Below are 18569 nucleotides of genomic sequence, written 5' to 3'. Positions count from 1 at the left end.
TATGTCACACCGTAATTTTAAATTATTAAAAAACAGTGACCCCGCTGCTTTAGTTCAAATCCATGCGCAATACAGTAAAAGTATCTTTTGGGTGGGGAAACGATGGCTTGATGATGAATTTGTGATAGAAACCTTGGTCCAGGATACTTTTTTAAAATTATGGATACATAGAAAAAGTATCGAATCCCCAAAGCATATCTTCTTTTTCTTAAGATTTGTGATGAAAAGGGAATGTATTTTCTACTTCAGTAAACCCAAAAACAAGTTCTTTAGGAAAGTCAATTCTTTAGAGAATTACGAAAACTACCAGGATTATATGGTAGGTTATGATCCTGTAAATGATGAAGAGAATTTAAAGGATCAGCAGTCGAAACAAAAACTATTTGACCAAATAAAAAGAGTATTACCCTTATTGAGTTCAGAAAGAAGACATTTGATTGAGCTTTGTTTAAAATATGGTTTTCAGTATAAGGCTATAGCAGAGGTGATGGGAATAAGTATTTCCCAAACAAGCCAAGATGTAAAAAAGGCCATTCAGGATATTAAAACTATTATACATCATGGAAACAAACTTAAACATGATCACATGTGTTCAAGTAGAGATGTAAAGTCCCCTGAAATGATGACTGACGAACAGGAAAGGGTGATAGAGTTACGGTTTAACAAAAAGTATTCTTTTGCTTTAATTGGCGAGGTACTGAACCTGTCCCAAAAAGAGGTTCATAAAGAATTTGTAGCTGCCTATAAGTTGTGGAAGGAACAACAAGAGGAAAAATTAGGATATGCTTAGTTATGAAGAGTTCAACACTTAAACTTACACGGAAGATTCAGATAACAGTTGACCTACCTACTAAAGAAGAAAGAAAAGAGGCGGTGAATAAACTCTACCAATGGCAGAACCGTTGCTATAGAGCAGCCAACCTTATTGTATCCCATTTGTATGTACAGGAAATGATCAAGGATTTCTTTTATCTCACAGAAGGGATTAAGCACAAACTGGCTGATGAAAAAAAAGATGAACTGGGAATCTTGAAAGGTTCCCAAATCAATACTACTTATCTTGTGGTTTCTAAGCGTTTTAAGGGTCAGATACCTACTGATATTTTGTCAAGCTTAAATAATACTCTACGCTCTTCTTTTAATAAAAATAAATCAGATTATTGGAAAGGCCTTCGTTCCCTTAAAAACTTTAGGAGGGATATAGCATTTCCAATTAGATCGAGGAACATAATTAAATTATCATATAAAAAAGAAAAAAAGGCATTTTGTTTTCGTTTATTCTCCATACCATTTAAGACTTATTTAGGTAAAGATTTTACTGACAAACGAAGACTCTTGGAGTGTTTAGTTGATGGGGATATTAAACTTTGCTCTTCGCATATTAAACTCAAAGAAGGAAAAATCTTTTGGATGGCTACATTTGAAATTGAAAAAGAAAAGCATGATTTAAAAACCGAGATTATAGCAGAGGCCTCACTCTCTCTTGAATATCCTATAGTTGTAAAAACCGGGAAAACCAAGCTTACCATCGGCACCAAGGAAGAATTCCTATATCGTAGGCTGGCGATACAGGCCGCCCGGAAGAGGGCTCAGGTAGGCGCTACTTATTGCAAATCGGGCAAAGGGCGAAAACGAAAACTCAAAGCGGTGGACAAGTTTCGCAACACAGAAAGTAATTATGTATCCCATCGTATTCATGTATATAGCAGAAAACTAATTGATTTCTGCATTAAACACCGGGCGGGTACGCTCATTTTATTAAAACAAGAGGACAAAATCGGTCTTGCCAAGGAGGAAGAATTTGTATTAAGGAACTGGAGCTATTATCAGCTGATGAACAAAATAAAATACAAAGCTGATAAATCAGGTATAGAACTTATCATAGCATGATTATTTTATTTAGAGGGTGCTTGTACACCCGTAAGGTGGGGTTCATAATAACACTCATTAATTGCGAGTAGCATATACAACGTACACGATACTCTTTAAGAAACATAAATCTGAGAATTCAGTTATTGAATATTTTATAAATAAAGGTGTTTATCGAGGGTGCTTGTACACCCGTAAGGTGAGGTTCATAATACACTCACTAATTGCGAGTAGCATATACAACGTACTTAGACATATAAAACAGAGAATTCAGGTTATTGAATAATTTATAAATAAATGTGATTATTGAGGGTGCTTGTACACCCGTAAGGCGGGGTCAATGACTCTCACTAAATGTAATAAGCATATACAACGGCATGGGCTCTTTTTATTATTATGGTAACTTTTGCAATCAGGGTAAAAGCCCCAAAACTTACCAGGGACTAATACTACTGCGCTGGGTCTTTATCTTTGTCCGTCCATTTCAGGTATTGCGCTTCTATTTCGGGCTGTCCCTTTATAAAATTTCGATAGTGCTTTTTTATAAGCATGTTTTCATTTTTTAACTGCTGGTTCCTATGCCGGAAATGTAATGCGGTAAAACCCAATGTCAATAAAAGAGCCACAAATATCACACTGCATACAACAAGCCATTTCGGGAACAGTTTGGAACGGTCAATATGCCCAAGTAATTCTTGTGTGTTTTTAGCTTGGTCTTGTTCAAACTGCCCCTGTTTTTTTAGATACGCTTCCAGAAGACGCTGAATCTCGGAAGCGTCCGCCTTTACCTTTACTTTATGAAGCTTATTTGAAAGGAGCTCCAATTTATGCACTGATGCATTAAAACTCGCTATCTCTTCCGTAAGCAATGCCGCTATTTCTTCCAGTTTTGCCATGGTACCATATTTTAATAGCCGATCCCAATTCCCGTATCAATCGCTTTTTTTATGACCTGCTTCGCCACTTTTTTGGCGATGGATGTTGCTAGGTTGGTACTGAGTGTTACCGTTTGGTTTAATATCTTAAGGGTATTGTCCTTTGATGCCTTTAGGCCTTTTTCGGTGTTTTGGGAAATGGCCAGCAGTATCTTACCGCCCGACATATCCCTGTGCACCCCACTGCCTTTTAGGTTGTGACCCCCATATTCAAACCGAAACCCCTGCAACTGATTGGATTTGTTGATGGAAGGGATGACCTTGACACCTTGTTCCTGCATCAGTTTTATATAATGGTCGACGGACTTAGGCCGGTGTTGCAAAGCCCTTTCATGGTTCCGTTTGATGATCCCCCGGATATACAGCAAGGATTGTTGTTTTTCCTGTTGGACCTGCCTCGCGGTTGTCAATTGCATTTGCTGCGCCACCTTTTCCGCTGCCAATTGGCTTTTCTTTCCAATGTAACTATCGTTATAGGCCTTACCGTCAAATCCAATCCGGTTGACATATAAATGGACGTGGAGGTGTTTTTTGTCCCTATGCACAAAAGCAATGGCCTGGTGTTCTTTTAAATTCATTTGTTCGGTAAATTTCCGGGTGAGTTCGGAAAGCTGTTTTTGCTTTAATCTTTGCCCGTCCTCAATGGTCGGGCTCAGTACAAAGCTTAAAGTGTTCTTTCGGCACCGGGCATTGGTCTGTTGCACCGTTTGGAACTCTTTGGTGATCTCTTTTGGGTTTTCCCCGCAGAGATGTTGCCTGTAGACCACTTCGGCGTCCTTTTCCTGGTTCCATCCATATTGCATGGATGCCCTTGTATGTGCTATGGAACTTCCTTTACCGATCATTTTTTAAAACTTTTTAAATGTGCTTTGATGTCTTCCGCTAACCGGTACACCACCTGTTGGAGTTTGGGGTTCCGTTTCTTGAACATGTTCCCGATCCGTTTGAAATTGTGGTGGTACTGTACCAGTGTCTTATAGATTTCTATTTGTTCATCCGTAAACCGTTCCACGATCTTATCATCCATGGCCGCCATCCGGCAATAGGAGCTCAGGCTCATATTCGCCCTTTTGGCCTTGACCTGCAACAGCCGTTTTTCAAACCGGGAGCACCGGAACTTGATATAGGTGGATTTTATTTTGACTTTCGGTTTAGGCATTTTTTAAGATCAATTATTCTTTATTTTTTCAGAAAGCTGGATGGAAATTACTGTTGGCTCTAAGAGCCCTTTGCGACCTCCGGGAGCAAAGCAAGATTGTTTTTGTGGTAACAAAAACACATCTTGAAATTCTTACTCAGCCGGATAGCTGCTTTTGAAAGACCCACCAGTCGTTCAGATCGGTAAACCCATTGTACAACGGGGACATATCCACGCACTTTGGACTTTGCTTAAGTAAATATTCGGTAGCCTTGCTGCCTGCACTGTCCCTGTCCAAATAGAGGTAGATACAATTGTAATTCACTAAATACTCTTTGATTTTCTTTACAAAGGCAACGGAGTTGAGCACCAACACATCATTTTTTTCCGCAACAGAAGGGGCATAGCTTAACAGGGAAAGCATGTCGAACAAGCCTTCACAAATGACGAGGCTTGTTCGGGCATGCTTGACCAAGCTTATGTCCTTAGGGGATGAACAATTTTTATAAAACTTGTTCCTCAGCTCATATCCCCCGGACTTGTTTTCTAGGCCAACGGCAAAATATTTTTTTCCTTTATGTGAGTAGTGTACTTCCCGGCAATAACGGTTTGCTGTTCGGGGCTTGATCCTTCTGGATTTCAAATAGTCGAACAGGGCAGGGTGTTGTATGTTCCCGGTGGAAAGGATTTCAATACGGTTTTTATCTGGATTAGTTATTTGCCCTTGAAAAGAAAAAGGAATGTTTTCATTGTCCAGGATATACAAGGCCTCTTTAACCGAGCATTGTTTGATAAGGCAGACCAGATCGATTACATTACCACCGATACCGGCACCATGGTCGTACCAACGGTTCAAGGTCAAAGAGACTTTGAAAGAGGCTTGGGTTTCTGACCGCAGGGGACTCAGAAACCAAGCTTCTTTCTCCGATTTTTTAATGGGAAAGTGCCCGAGGTTTTGGAGCGCCTTTAGGCAGGAAAAATTTCGGGCTCTTTCGCATGTGAGTTTCTTGTTTTTCATGTGTAGGGTTTTGTTTTGTAAAAATTTTGATGAAATGATGAAGAATCTCTTATAACCCCTGTTTTTACTGGTGTTCCAGTCTTCATCATTTTTTCATCATTCATCAAACTCTGTTTTAAACCTTCATCATTTTTGATAGGGGTTATATTTTGATGAACGTTTGATGAAACTTTGATGAACGCTTATATTTTTAATTATCAATCAGTTAATCCTTTAATTCATCATTTCATCAAAAATTCCGTAAATCTTTCTTCTTTCAACAGTAAAATATCTTCCAACACGGTTTATCTGGACAAACTCACCATAACTGGTAAACTCATATCCCTGATAGGAATTTGAATTGTCGGAAGGGGTGAGTTCCCATTTGTTTTTCAGTATTCTCCTGATATCGTTTGGTTCGAAGTTTTTACGCCTCACCTTGCTCAGGTTTGATACGATTTCCCTTGGGGTAATCTTGAGCTCGTCGGCACCGGTAGACTCAAACATCTCATAGAGCAGATGTACCATTTCCCTTTCGACCACATTATTGTTCAGCCAAACCAATTTTTTAAGAGCCTTGGTCTTGATCTGTTCCGGGGTAAACCACATCCGTGTTTTCCTTTCTGAAGCGTATGGACGGTCTATGAGAAATTGCATAAAAGCCGGTATTTCAGAAACAAGCTTGTGCAAATACTCAGTGTCTTCAGTATCAAAAGGGAATACCTTCCTGACCCAAAAGCGTATTTCGTTGGAATCGATAAGTATAAAAGTGTCCTCGTTATTGCTACAGAGAATGAATTTTCCGAAAAATTCGACTTCTTCCCGGTCTTTTCCCTTGGCCTCAATTTTGTCCTTGTCGGTGGTACTTAAATATTTAAGCCGTTCGGTGATTTCTTTTTTATCGAAGAAAACCTCGTCCACTGCCACAATGACTTTCGACACCCAATCGGCATTGAACTGGGAAGAGAAACCGTCCCCTTTGATATAAGTCATGTTTTGCCCAAAGATGACCTTGAGCCATTTGATGAATGTACTTTTTCCAGTGCCACGCTCTTTACTGACCAAACACAAAATGGGCAGTATCTGTGAGGGTTGTTCATAGATGATTTTCAAGTAATCCAAGCCCAGTTCTGCCTGTTCCCCGAAAATATGCCTTACAAAACCCATAGAAACGGGGCACTTGCCCTTTTTGGGTTTTATAGGCAGCTCATGATAGGTGTTATAGGAATTACCTACCACTTGCTCATACTTGATATGCTCAGGTATGCAGCAGAACCCGTCTAGCTTTGGAATTTTTGACAGGTAAGCCTTCCCGTGGTCTGCAATGATCGTTTCTTTGTTCCACCGTACCATGATGGAGATGGAGTCACCCGATATAAGCGGTTTTTCTATATCTTTCCAATAGGTGGTGCCAATACGACGGTAGGGAATCTTCTTCATAAAATTGATTTAAGAATTGATATTGACAATTAGAATTTTCTTTTTTTCAAAAGTTGTTCATTGAACTTTTGTTCCAGAAACTCATCAGAAAGGTTCGGATTTCCCATAAGCCAGGCATCAATGACATCTTTGTCAAAAAACTTTTGACGGATATGCTTATTGTTACCCGTAGGGATCAACTTCAATTGGGTAAGCTTATATATCTTACTTTTGGAGAGCCCGGTATACCGGGACAGGTCTTCTACGTTTAAAATCTTTTTGTTATGGGAGAGTAAAGATTTGATATCTTGTAATAACCCTACAACATGCTCTTGCTCATTCATCTTTTTAAGTTTTAAATTAATGATGAGTAAAAGGCCTTTTACTTATGTTGCGCAGGGACAAATATATGACGCCAAATATGACTTAATCAATACGATAACTGAGATTATCCTTTAATAATTCAATAATTACGATAAATTAAAAATATCCATCCAATATTTGATATAACTTTTGCCTTTATCCGAATTTAAATCACCTTTCCAGTTGGAAAAACTGGTTTTTAACGTGTCATATTTTATCGGGTTATTGTTCATCAAAAAAGAATCCATTAACATCTCAAAAAAGTCCTTTTTCTGTATGCTAGTGAAATTATCGATCCCATCTTGGATAAGCACATGAAACATAGAGAACAGCAAGCGGTGATTTGCTCCCTCCTTACTTCTGTTGTTTTCCTGAAAATTGATTTTATTTTGTACCCGTCTTCTGTTAAGGAGTAAGTTGAAATCAATTTGTTCCTCCTTGTTAAATTTTAACGCCTTGTAATTTATGGTATCCCATTTAATGGACACATACTGAAATGGATACAGCCTACTATTCTTTATTCGTTTTTTTTCATGGGAAACCCCTGCAATGACAATTGCAATAAAACCGATTACTGTGTAGATAAAGAAAAACAGTATTCTTTGAGATAAGGAATCAAAAGGATAAACGATTACAAGAATCAATCCCAAAAGGATAATAAAGGACATTGTAAAGGCAAAGATGCCATTGGTGTTATTCAATACCCTACGTTCAAAAAGAGAATCAATTTTATCATCTATTTTACACCATAATAGAGCTAATTTTTTTATCCATTTATCCATATATGGTTACTTATATTTTCCAATACAGACCTTAAGATAAGAAATAATTAAAAAGTGGATTTTGTTGTACCTATGTTGTACCCGAGCAGAAACAAAAAAGCCACTCAATTTCTTGAATGGCTTGTCGTTGTTATGCTCCCCCTCTTGGGCTCGAACCAAGGACCCTCTGATTAACAGTCAGATGCTCTAACCAACTGAGCTAAGGAGGAATATTATTTATATTTTAATTTTAACCGTTCTATAATTTCAGGATATTTTACAATATTCCTGACATACGTTGAACTTTTCATTTTATTAATGTGTGATTCAATTTTTTTTGCTTGACTTCGTGAATCACATTCAATTTTATAAAATAAAACCCAATCATCAGTAATCGATGTAAATGAATCTTTGAAAAAACCATCGTTGTGTTGTTTCAATTTCAAGTCAACATTTTCTGATTCCGATTCCCCGGTGTAAAACCTATCTAAGGCTTCAGAGTATAATATATATACCATAATAACACATTTCTAAGAACGTCTTCTCCGATGCTCTAACCTATCGATAGCTATTGGGGTGAGCTAAGGAGGAAGGTGGTATTCCCTTATTTTGCGGATGCAAATATATATGTTTTTTTGTTTAAGGCAAACAAAAAAGATTAATTTTTATTTTAATCAAAAATAGCTTTGTAAAGATCGTTCCCGTTAGCATACAAAAGTAAGGCAATTAATAAAAAGAACCCAACCATTTGTGCATATTCCAGGAATTTTTCATTCGGTTTTCTTCCGGTAATAATCTCATAGAGGAGAAACATCACATGACCACCATCCAATGCCGGGATAGGCAGGATATTCATAAAGGCCAAAATAATGGAAATAAAAGCGGTAGAATGCCAAAAATTCCGCCAATTCCATGTGTCTGGAAAGAGTTTGGCAATGGTACCAAAGCCACCCACCTCCGTTGCTCCTTTTTTAGTGAATATGAATTTCATCGAACTCACATAATCCATTAAGGTCCAATAACCGTATTCGATACCCGCTGGTAGCGCCTCAGCAAAGGAGTATTTTTTCTTTTCAAATTCTACACCGGCTAAAGGTGATGTTGAATACACCCCAATCGCGTTATCGGCATCAGGAGTAATGGTCATCGTGTCAGTAAGCTTGTTGCGCTCTATAACAAAATTGATAGGTTGCTGATTGCCATTTTCAACCACACGGCTAAATTCGTCCCAGTGATTGATAGCTTTCCCATTGATCGACACAATACGGTCGTTTGCCTGCAAACCGGCTTTCATGGCCGGACTGTCGGGAACAATACTGTCTAAAACAGTGCTTCTTCTCGGGATAATAGGCTGCATCACCCCTTGCTTGAATAAATATGTGCCTAAAGTATCAGGAAGGGCAAGCACTGCTGTGTTTCCGTCAGGATGTTCTACTTCTACAGTTTTTACACCTCTAACGATCATCATTCTGCTAACGTCCAGGATGTTTTCCGGTTGTTTTCCGTCTACTTTTAATACTTTATCACCATCTTGGAAACCAAATTGTTCGATCTGGTTGGCAACTTCAAATCCGTTAGGAAATTCTGAAGAATCCACTTTATTGCTTCCGTAAACAAAAAGGATCATAGCATAAATGAAGAACCCTAAAAACAGGTTGACAGTAACCCCGCCCAACATGATAATCAAACGTTGCCATGCGGGTTTAGAACGGAATTCCCAAGGCTGTGGCGGTTGTGCCATCTGCTCTTTGTCCATGCTCTCATCGATCATTCCGGAAATTTTCACATATCCGCCCAAAGGCAACCACCCGATACCATAAACGGTTCCGCCTATTTTCTTTTTGAACAAGGCAAACTTCACATCAAAAAACAGGAAGAATTTTTCTACCCTGGTTTTAAATAATTTAGCTGGGATAAAATGACCAAGTTCGTGTAGAATAATCAGTATAGATAAACTTAAAAAAAGCTGTATTGTCTTAACTAAAATCGGACTCATAAATCTAGTATCAATTTCAAATCGCACAAAAGTAAGGTTTTCAGTCTATTTACCATAATCAAAATGGATTGATACTTTGGTTTTATGATTCATTTAAGATAAAAACACAAATTTTCCTCTTTGATGTTGTATTTTTGCATTGTAAAAGATGTTTTCCATGCTTCGTTTTTTCAGTAAATTCAAATACCTCTTTATTACGCTTTTTGTGCTGTCGGTCATCATTATCAGTTTGATCTATCAGGTGCTGAAACCAAAAGAGCGTTTGACTGTTTATGAACCCGCCATGGTTAATCCCGAATTGGTGGACAATAGCATTCAGTATGTGAGGAAATACCACACCATTTCACCGTTTGAGTTGGTCAATCAAAATGGGGATACGATTACTGAAAGCAATTATGAGGATAAGATTTATGTAGCCGATTTTTTCTTTACCACCTGCCTGTCCATTTGTCCGATTATGACAGACAATATGGTACGTTTGCAGGAAAAGTTAAAGGACGATCAGGAAGTGATGTTCCTTTCACATTCGGTCACTCCGGAGATCGATTCGGTGCCAAGACTCAAGGAGTACGCGCTTGAAAAAGGAGTGATCGACAGTAAATGGAATATGGTGACAGGCGATAAAAAGCAAATCTACGAGCTGGCTAGAAAAAGTTATATGGCTGTAAAAACCATAGGTGATGGCGGACCGTTTGATATGATCCATACCGAAAATTTCATTCTTGTCGATAAGAAAAAACGCATTCGCGGATTTTATGACGGCACTAAGGAAGAAGACATGGAAAAACTCTTGCATGACATCCAGGTGCTTAAGACTGAATACCAATAAGTGAACATTGTTCCTTTTTATATCACCAAATAATTTCATCAAACCTAATTTTTATCTTACTTTTGCTTACTTAAAATGAATCTAAATAAGGTTTGAAGTTGACAATTGCACATTTAAAACGCGGAGAACGCGCCATTATAAAAGAATTTTCTACAGACATCATTCCCATTAAACTTCTGGAAATGGGATGTTTGCCGGGGAATGAAGTTGAATTATTGCAGATCGCACCGTTTAAAGATCCGTTGTATTTGAATATCAACGGTTCGTTTTTGGCCATCCGCAGGGCAACAGCACTTCAAATTGAAATAGACGTCTTAGCAGAAAATAAGCCGTATGAGTAAGCAGATCAATGTAGCCCTCATAGGAAATCCCAACACAGGAAAGACTTCGGTTTTTAACCAATTAACGGGACTCAACCAAAAGGTAGGGAACTATCCCGGGATCACGGTCGAGAAAAAAGAAGGGGTTTGTAAATTGCCCCGAGGGGTTAAAGCACATATTCTGGACTTGCCGGGAACCTATAGCCTTAATGCAACTTCCCTGGATGAAAATATGGTTATTGAACTCCTGTTGAACAAAAACGACAAAGACTTTCCCGATGTGGCCATTATCGTTACCGATGTAGAGAATCTGAAAAGGAATCTGCTTCTGTTCACACAAATAAAGGATTTAAAAATACCGACCATTTTGGTGATTAATATGGCTGATAGAATGGAGCGTAAAGGGATTGTTCTCGATGAGAAGATCCTTGAAGAGCGCCTTCATACAAAAGTGGCTGTTGTAAGTACCAGAAAGAAAACCGGAATTGACAGAATTAAAGCACTGATAGCTGATTATAGGAGCATTTCTACTATACCTTGCGTGGATACGACTCTAGTAGACCCTGAATATTTTGACGGATTAAAAAGTGCTTTTCCGCAGCAGGATATTTATAAATTGTGGCTGGTGATCACCCAAGATGCCAATTTTGTGAGTCTCGACCGTTCGCTGATTAAGGACACTTCGGCTTTTTCAACAAAACCTAAGTCAGAACTGAAAAGGATGCAGCATAAGGAAACGGTCTTGCGCTATCAGTTTATCAATGGGGTTTTAAAAGAAGGGTATAAAGTTGATGCTAATGCAGCAAAAGGATTCCGGGCTTCTTTCGACCGGATTTTGACCCATAAAGTGTGGGGCTATGTGATCTTTTTTGCCATTTTACTCGTTATTTTTCAGGCGATATACGACTGGAGCAGCTATCCAATGGATTTTATTGATAGTTCTTTTGCATCGCTAAGTGAATGGACAAAAAACACCTTACCTCAAGGAGCACTTTCCAATCTTATTTCTGAGGGAATTATTCCGGGCTTGGGAGGAATCGTGATTTTTATTCCGCAGATCGCCTTTTTGTTCTTGTTTATTTCCATTTTGGAAGAGTCCGGTTACATGAGCCGTGTAGTATTTTTGATGGATCGCATCATGCGCCGTTTTGGATTGAGCGGAAAGAGTGTTGTACCTTTGATTTCGGGGACAGCCTGTGCTATTCCGGCGGTAATGGCCACCCGAAATATTGAAAACTGGAAAGAGCGTTTGATCACCATTTTGGTAACGCCATTTACGACCTGTTCGGCACGTCTTCCTGTATATCTTATCATCATTGCCCTGGTGATTCCCGATAATCGTTTTATGGGGATGAGCATACAAGGGATTACCCTAATGTTATTGTATTTGCTGGGCTTTGGTGTGGCAGTGTCTTCTGCATGGATGCTCAATAAGGTTCTGAAAATAAAGAGTCGGACATTTTTTGTGATGGAAATGCCCAATTATAAGGTGCCATTGTTCAAAAATGTGTTGATTACCGTTATAGAAAAAACCAAAAGCTTTGTTTTTGGCGCCGGTAAGATCATTATGGCAATATCGATTATTTTGTGGTTTTTGGCTTCCAATGGCCCGTCGGACAGGTATGATAATGCAGAAGAGGTCATTACTGCCCAAACGGCTTCACAAAGCCTTTCCGAAGAGGAGCTTTCAACTAAAATCACCTCATACAAACTGCGGAATTCTTATATAGGTATTGCCGGAAAAGTTATAGAACCAGTAATATTGCCTTTAGGATATGATTGGAAAATAGGTATTGCGGTTATAAGTTCTTTTGCTGCACGTGAGGTGTTCGTGGGGACTTTGGCTACCATTTATAGTGTTGGTAGTGATGAAGAAGAAACCATAAAAAACAGAATGGCAGCAGAAGTAAACCCGATTACGGGCGGTCCACTGTTCGATCTGGCTTCAGGGATTTCTTTATTGTTGTTTTATGCCTTTGCGATGCAGTGTATGAGTACCTTGGCTATTGTAAAACGGGAAACCAATACCTGGAAGTGGCCTATAATGCAATTAGTATTTATGACCGGATTTGCGTATCTTGTAGCTTTCATTGCGTATCAAATAATTAAATAAGAAAATCTAAAATGGATCTCCAAAATATATTAGTTTATATCATTCTTTTTTTGGCAGTTGCTTATTTAATCTGCAAGTTCTTTTTCCCGAAAGCGCTTTATTTTTTAGGCGGAAAGAAAAACGACAGTGCTTGTGGAAGCGATGATTGTAACTGTCATTAATCCGATATGTCCAAACGCGATCTAAAGAAATACCTTAAATCCTTAAAGAAAAAAGAGCTCGAAGAGCAAGTTCTTGAGCTATATGGTCGTTTTAAAGAAGTAAAAGTCTATTATGATTTTGTTTTTAATCCGAAAGAAGACAAGCTCATAGATGAGTGTAAAGCCAAAATTGCCAACGAATACTTTCCTGTAAAAAGAAGAAAACCCAGAGCCCGACGCTCTGTGGCTCAAAAATATATCAAGCATTTTATCACCCTGGGCGTCAATCCGGTTTTGATTGCTGATGTGATGTGGTTTAATTTGGAAATAGCACAAACCTTCAATAAAGAAAAAGCATTGAAGCAAGAAGCTTTCTATAAAAGTATGGTCAAATCTTTTGATGAAGCGGTTAAATTTACTATGGTACACGGACTTTTAGACCAATTCAAGCCCCGATTAATAGCGGTTTATAAAGAAGCGCAAGCTCAGGAATGGCCACACTTATCCACGATGGAGCGTTCTTTGGATTTGATTGATTAGTGTTTTTATGACAAAACAAATCCATAGAAATACTAGTTGTTATAAATAATACTTTATCAGGATTTTTTCCAAGCTTTTTAGATTCAGAATTTACCCTGCGCTCAAGTTTTTTAACATCTTCTTCAGGGGGTAGTTCTTCCGGTTTGATCCCTCTTTTCAGTAAAATACTTCTAACTCCACGGTTATTTGTTATGTGTTCAGTTGAAATCTGTCTTTCAGTGGCTAATTCTTTTTCTGAAAGCGTTAATTTTTGTCTAGCTTGTAACCTTTCCCAGTCTTTTATTCTTTTTTCGATTACCTCAAATTTCCTGGTTTGAATTGCAAAATAATTTTGGGCAAAAGCAATTTGTTCTTTTCTAGGGTCTCCATTTTGGGCTATTAGATAGCAGGCATATCGGGTAAGCATTATATCGTCAATTTCCCTTTTACTCCCAGAACCTAGTTTAACCATTTTGTTGACGTCAACAAAATGGTCCAAAATTTCATTTCCGGTAGCTTCACAAGAAGTTTTTGCTTTAACAATTACTTTTTGAAAGTTCCTCCATTCTGAATATCCAAGTAAATGCTGAACATCCCTGGCAAACCAAAATTCGATTCCATTTTCGGTTGTTTGAGAGTGGTCTTCAAAACTATTGGAAAGTGATTTTATTATTTCTGATTTCATATAGTAATTATACGAGTTTTTAATGTAATTTCATAGTTTATTCAACATTACAAAAACTTATGTTTTAATTAATTACCTTGGAACCATCATTTAAAACTATCTAACAATGAAACCATTCTTCCTCGCTGTTTTTTTATTACTGAATATAAACCTGTCCTTTGCACAGGAACAAATTTCTCCAGCCGATCGATCGGCTATTTTGAAGGTGTTCAACGAACAGGAATCAGCGTGGAATCGCGGTGATATCCCTGCGTTTATGGAAGGCTATTGGAAATCTGAAGATTTGGCTTTTGTAGGTTCCTCCGGAGCTGTTTTTGGTTGGGAAGCTACAAAAGAGCGCTATTTAAAAGGGTATCCCGATACCACCGCCATGGGAAAACTGACCTTTAAAGTGATTAAACTACAACAAGTAAAAGAAGGAGTTGCTCAAATCATAGGTTCTTTTCACCTAAAGCGCAGTATTGGCGACCTCAACGGATATTTTACCCTGATATGGCGAAAATTTGATGATAAATGGCTTATCATTAGTGATCATACTTCCGCTACCAATTAAAGAATAGAGAACTCCCCTCCGCCTAAGGCGGGAGGAAAGGAGGGACATTAACCCAAAGCCACATCCAATGTCATCATAATCAAAAATCCGCCCATAAAACCAAGGGTGGCAATATCGGTATATTTATCCTGTTGCGTTTCGGGAATTACTTCCTCCACGACTACAAAGACCATGGCGCCGGCGGCAAAAGCCAGGGCGTAAGGTAAAATAGGCGTAAAGAAACTCACAGCCAAGGCTCCGATAACACCTGCAACGGGTTCTACGATAGCAGATAATTGTCCGTAGTTAAAGCTTTTCCTTCTACTAGCTCCTTGTCGGCGTAATGGCATGGCAACGGCAATACCTTCCGGGAAATTTTGAATCCCGATCCCTATGGCCAAAACAACGGCACCGGAAATGGTAGCTTCAGGTACTCCGGCAGCAACACCGCCAAAAAGCACCCCTACTGCCAATCCTTCGGGAATATTGTGGAGGGTAATGGCGAGCACCAACAAGATGGTTTTATGCCAATTGGTCTCTATACCTTCAGTTTCACTCGCTTTAAAATTGATGTGCAGATGCGGTAAAATTTTGTCCAATCCAAAGAGGAAAAGCGCTCCGAGTCCGAAGCCAACAGCTGCCGGAAGCACTTTTTCAAAGCCTTCACCTTCACTCATTTCAATAGCGGGAGCGAGTAAGCTCCAGAAACTGGCTGCTATCATCACACCTCCGGTAAAGCCTAGCATCCCATCGAGAGCGCTACGCTTCATTTGTTTAAAAAAGAAAACAAAAGCGGCTCCCAGAGCGGTGAGCAGCCAAGTAAAAATGGTCGCAATCAGTGCGCCCAGGACAGGGTCTATCCCCTCAAAGAATTCTATGATTGTTTCAAACATCTGTTATATGGTTTTTAGATAAATATTATTGGCCGTTAAGGCTGAAATACTGATTTTATGTGAGTCGAGTTCGATCAAAACCGAATTGTCAAAAGGTTCTTTGTTTAAAATGGTGATTTCTTTTCCTAAGGCGATTTTCAGTTTGTCCAAATACCTCAGGAATTCTGAAGAAGAATCTTTGACCCCTACAACAATACCGCGTTCCCCTTTTTTTGCTGATGACAACAATACCTTATCGACCTTGGCAATATTCCCATCTTTATCCGGAATAGGATCTCCATGCGGATCCACCCGCGGAAAATCAAGGAAGGCATCTAGCTTTTCGATCAGCTGCTCGCTTTTGATGTGTTCCAGTTCTTCTGCAATATCGTGAACCTCATCCCATGTAAAATTGAGCTTTTCAACTAAAAAAAACTCCCAAAGACGATGCTTTCTCACAATTTTGGCTGCATAAGTCCTCCCTTTTTCTGCCAGACGAACGCCTTGATACTTTTTGTAGTGAACTAATCCTTTGTCGGCTAGTTTTTTAATCATATCAGTAACCGAGGATGCTTTGGTGTCCATTTGCATAGCAATGGCGTTGGTCGAAATGCCTTTTTCCACATCTTTAGAGAGTAGGAAAATGGCTTTTATATAATCTTCTTCAGAAAGAGTCATTCGTTTTTAGTTTGTGCAAAAATACATTTTTATATGTAAAAACAAATTTTTAGCTTTGTCTAAAAATAAATTTAATATAGACTAATGAAAAAGAAATACTCATTATTATTGTTTTTGCTAATGTCAATTGTGGTATTCGGACAAGAGATTGAAGGGAGGGTTTTGTCTAATGGAGAACCTTTGCCTTATGCGAATGTGTATATTTCAGAAACAAACAAAGGAACGTCAACAGATGACAATGGATACTTTAAAATAGAAAAGCTTGAAAACGGAGTGTATGAAGTAGTGGCCTCGTACACGGGTTTTATTCCTAAAAAAAAGGAAATAAGACTTGAGAATAATACGGCTTCGGTGGAATTTAACCTGAAAAGAGCTTCAAGCCTCGATGAGGTAGTGATTACGGGAACGCTAAAACCGGTGAGCAGGATGGAAACACCCGTACCGGTAGAGGTATATAAACCTGCTTTTTTTAAAAAGAACCCCACTGCGAATGTGTTTGAAGCCCTTCAAAATGTAAATGGAGTACGTCCACAGCTAAATTGCAACATATGTAACACCGGAGATATTCATATTAACGGTTTGGAGGGACCTTATACCATGGTGTTGATAGACGGAATGCCTATTGTAAGTGGACTTTCAACAGTTTACGGACTTTCGGGGATACCAAATTCCTTGATAGAACGTTTGGAAGTCGTAAAAGGTCCGGCTTCTTCGCTTTATGGTAGTGAGGCTGTTGGCGGACTTATCAATGTCATTACCAAAGAGGCGCTTTATGCTCCAAAACTAACGGTTGATGCTTTTGGAACGACTTGGGGGGAATTAAATGTTGATCTGGGATATAAAGCGCTGCTCGGAGAAAAGACTTCTTTTCTACTTGGTGCCAATTATTTTAATTACGATCAGCCCATCGATAATAACAACGATAATTTTACAGACCTGACGCTACAACACCGAATCTCTCTTTTTCAAAAGTGGAATTTTAAACGGAAAGAAAACAGGGTGTTCTCATTGGCAGCGCGATATTTTTATGAAGACCGCTGGGGAGGGGAAATGCAATGGACACCCGAGTTTCGTGGTGGAGACGAAATATACGGTGAAAGTATTTACACCTCGCGTTGGGAATTCTTTGGGAACTATCAACTTCCGTTTAAAGAGAAAATGTTGTTCAGTTTTTCATATACAGATCACGATCAGAATTCGGTGTATGGAGATGAGCCCTATTTGGCACAGCAGCGTATTGCTTTTGGACAACTCACATGGGATAAAGAGGTGAACAATCACAATTTGTTGTTTGGAGCCGCATTGCGATATAACTTTTATGACGATAATACTACAGCAACGGCTTCTGATGGTGAAAACAAACCGGATGAGGCTGCGATTCCTGGAATTTTTGTTCAGGATGAAATAAAATTTTCAAAAAAACAGACCTTGCTTGCAGGTTTGCGCTATGATTATGATAAACGACATGGAAGTATTCTTACGCCTCGTTTGGCCTATAAATGGAGTGTAACAGACAACGATATTTTACGCTTGAATGCGGGGACGGGTTTCCGTGTGGTGAATTTGTTTACAGAAGACCATGCAGCATTGACCGGAGCACGCGACGTTATTATTGAAGAAGAATTGGATCCGGAGCAATCCTATAATGTGAACATCAATTACTTAAAGAAGATATATACCGGAAACGATAATTTTATCGGTTTGGATCTGTCGGTTTGGTATACCTATTTTACCAATATGATTTTGCCTGATTATGATACTAATCCCAATCAGATTATATATGACAACCTGGATGGTCATGCAGTAAGCACCGGGGTGAGTGCCAATGCAGATATCGTTTTTTACAACGGATTGAAAATGACCTTGGGTGCTACTTTGATGGATGTTTCACAAACAGAAAATGGAGAGAGAACCCGGCAAATGCTTACAGAACGATTCTCGGGAACATGGGGAGTTTCGTATAAAATAATGCCTTGGAACCTGAATCTTGATTATACGGGAAATTTGTATGGTCCGATGCGTTTGCCATTATTGGGGGATCTTGATCCCAGAAAAGAATATTCGCCGGTGTGGAGCGTTCAAAATATTCAGTTTACTTATGACGGATTTAAAGGCTTTGAGATCTACGGAGGGGTAAAAAACCTGCTGAATTGGACACCAAACAGGGGAAATCCGTTTATCATTGCCCGGGCTCACGATCCGTTTGACAAAAATGTAGAGTATGATCCTGAGGGGAATGTCATGGCTACCGAAGAGAATCCTTACGCCCTTACCTTCGACCCTTCCTATGTTTATGGTCCCAATCAGGGAATCCGTGGTTTTTTGGGTGTTCGTTATCGTTTGGATTGATGAATCTAAATCCGCGGGGAATGCATTTTTATAGCTAGTTTCAAACAAAATTTC

19 protein-coding genes, 1 tRNA gene and 1 pseudogene are annotated in these 18569 nt (G+C 39.0%); 8 read left to right on the top strand and 13 right to left on the bottom strand.

From position 1 onward, the window contains the following. The first annotated feature begins 1 nt into the window (after window position 1). Both OOZ15_RS02990 and OOZ15_RS02985 read left to right on the top strand, forming a co-directional pair. Window positions 2-790, top strand: a complete 789-nt coding sequence (locus OOZ15_RS02990; protein WP_265954230.1) for an RNA polymerase sigma factor — start codon at window positions 2-4, stop codon at window positions 788-790. Window positions 791-792: 2 nt separating this feature from the next. Continuing rightward, on the top strand, window positions 793-1890 hold the full coding sequence (locus OOZ15_RS02985; protein WP_265954229.1) for a hypothetical protein: 1098 nt from the start codon (window positions 793-795) through the stop codon (window positions 1888-1890). Window positions 1891-2318: 428 nt separating this feature from the next. Here the strand turns inward: OOZ15_RS02985 and OOZ15_RS02980 are convergent, their stop codons facing one another. From OOZ15_RS02980 to rseP, 10 genes are all read right to left on the bottom strand, one after another. Beyond that, window positions 2319-2765, bottom strand: a complete 447-nt coding sequence (locus tag OOZ15_RS02980; protein WP_265954228.1) for a DUF6730 family protein — start codon at window positions 2763-2765, stop codon at window positions 2319-2321. Between the two features lie 11 nt (window positions 2766-2776). Then, a complete protein-coding gene (locus tag OOZ15_RS02975) occupies window positions 2777-3649 on the bottom strand; it encodes a relaxase/mobilization nuclease domain-containing protein (protein ID WP_265954227.1) in 873 nt (290 codons plus the stop codon). After that, window positions 3646-3963, bottom strand: a complete 318-nt coding sequence (mbpA, locus tag OOZ15_RS02970; protein ID WP_265954226.1) for a mobilization protein MbpA — start codon at window positions 3961-3963, stop codon at window positions 3646-3648. Before mbpA ends, OOZ15_RS02975 begins: the two co-directional genes overlap by 4 nt. Window positions 3964-4099: 136 nt before the next feature. Further along, the gene (locus tag OOZ15_RS02965) at window positions 4100-4960 is read right to left on the bottom strand and encodes a DUF8464 domain-containing protein (protein WP_265954225.1); all 861 of its coding nucleotides are present in this window, start codon (window positions 4958-4960) and stop codon (window positions 4100-4102) included. 213 nt (window positions 4961-5173) lie between these two features. Beyond that, window positions 5174-6379, bottom strand: a complete 1206-nt coding sequence (locus OOZ15_RS02960; protein WP_265954224.1) for a DUF5906 domain-containing protein — start codon at window positions 6377-6379, stop codon at window positions 5174-5176. A 29-nt stretch (window positions 6380-6408) separates the two neighbouring features. Beyond that, window positions 6409-6702 carry a helix-turn-helix transcriptional regulator gene (locus tag OOZ15_RS02955; RefSeq protein WP_265954223.1) on the bottom strand — a complete coding sequence of 98 codons (294 nt, stop codon included), beginning with the start codon at window positions 6700-6702 and terminating at the stop codon, window positions 6409-6411. A 126-nt stretch (window positions 6703-6828) separates the two neighbouring features. Then, window positions 6829-7503 carry a hypothetical protein gene (locus OOZ15_RS02950; RefSeq protein ID WP_265954222.1) on the bottom strand — a complete coding sequence of 225 codons (675 nt, stop codon included), beginning with the start codon at window positions 7501-7503 and terminating at the stop codon, window positions 6829-6831. 135 nt (window positions 7504-7638) lie between these two features. Continuing rightward, window positions 7639-7712 (bottom strand) — tRNA-Asn (locus tag OOZ15_RS02945). A 3-nt stretch (window positions 7713-7715) separates the two neighbouring features. Beyond that, on the bottom strand, window positions 7716-8000 hold the full coding sequence (locus OOZ15_RS20235) for a GIY-YIG nuclease family protein (protein WP_265954221.1): 285 nt from the start codon (window positions 7998-8000) through the stop codon (window positions 7716-7718). A gap of 152 nt (window positions 8001-8152) precedes the next feature. Continuing rightward, the gene (gene rseP, locus OOZ15_RS02935; RefSeq protein WP_265954536.1) at window positions 8153-9478 is read right to left on the bottom strand and encodes an RIP metalloprotease RseP; all 1326 of its coding nucleotides are present in this window, start codon (window positions 9476-9478) and stop codon (window positions 8153-8155) included. 157 nt (window positions 9479-9635) lie between these two features. Here rseP and OOZ15_RS02930 point away from each other — a divergent pair, with 157 nt between their 5' ends. The 4 genes from OOZ15_RS02930 to OOZ15_RS02915 all read left to right on the top strand — a co-directional run bounded on the left by OOZ15_RS02930 (window position 9636) and on the right by OOZ15_RS02915 (window position 13420). Then, a complete protein-coding gene (locus OOZ15_RS02930) occupies window positions 9636-10307 on the top strand; it encodes an SCO family protein (protein ID WP_265954220.1) in 672 nt (223 codons plus the stop codon). Between the two features lie 92 nt (window positions 10308-10399). After that, the gene (locus tag OOZ15_RS02925; RefSeq protein WP_265954219.1) at window positions 10400-10648 is read left to right on the top strand and encodes a FeoA family protein; all 249 of its coding nucleotides are present in this window, start codon (window positions 10400-10402) and stop codon (window positions 10646-10648) included. Beyond that, entirely contained in the window at window positions 10641-12740 is a 2100-nt protein-coding gene (gene feoB / locus OOZ15_RS02920) for a ferrous iron transport protein B (protein WP_265954218.1), read from the top strand. The genes OOZ15_RS02925 and feoB overlap by 8 nt, the downstream gene beginning before the upstream one ends. A 167-nt stretch (window positions 12741-12907) precedes the next feature. After that, a complete protein-coding gene (locus tag OOZ15_RS02915) occupies window positions 12908-13420 on the top strand; it encodes a DUF6155 family protein (protein WP_265954217.1) in 513 nt (170 codons plus the stop codon). Window positions 13421-13481: 61 nt separating this feature from the next. On the opposite strand, the pseudogene OOZ15_RS02910 reads toward OOZ15_RS02915, so the two are convergent. Further along, window positions 13482-14084 (bottom strand): annotated as a pseudogene (locus OOZ15_RS02910) (BRO family protein); the annotation flags it as partial. 106 nt (window positions 14085-14190) lie between these two features. Between OOZ15_RS02910 and OOZ15_RS02905 the strand changes: the two are divergent. Further along, complete coding sequence (locus OOZ15_RS02905; RefSeq protein WP_265954216.1) at window positions 14191-14637, top strand: YybH family protein; 447 nt, start codon at window positions 14191-14193, stop codon at window positions 14635-14637. 47 nt (window positions 14638-14684) lie between these two features. On the opposite strand, the gene OOZ15_RS02900 is transcribed toward OOZ15_RS02905, so the two are convergent. Next, a complete protein-coding gene (locus OOZ15_RS02900; RefSeq protein WP_265954215.1) occupies window positions 14685-15509 on the bottom strand; it encodes a ZIP family metal transporter in 825 nt (274 codons plus the stop codon). 3 nt (window positions 15510-15512) lie between these two features. Next, entirely contained in the window at window positions 15513-16166 is a 654-nt protein-coding gene (locus OOZ15_RS02895) for a metal-dependent transcriptional regulator (protein ID WP_265954214.1), read from the bottom strand. Window positions 16167-16250: 84 nt separating this feature from the next. Here OOZ15_RS02895 and OOZ15_RS02890 point away from each other — a divergent pair, with 84 nt between their 5' ends. After that, complete coding sequence (locus OOZ15_RS02890; RefSeq protein ID WP_265954213.1) at window positions 16251-18515, top strand: TonB-dependent receptor; 2265 nt, start codon at window positions 16251-16253, stop codon at window positions 18513-18515. Window positions 18516-18569 lie beyond the last annotated feature (54 nt).

This window comes from Galbibacter kalidii (assembly GCF_026241135.1).
GTDB lineage: Bacteria > Bacteroidota > Bacteroidia > Flavobacteriales > Flavobacteriaceae > Galbibacter.
Note: the sequence above shows the minus strand (reverse complement) of the source record. Positions and strands in the feature narration are given on the sequence as shown.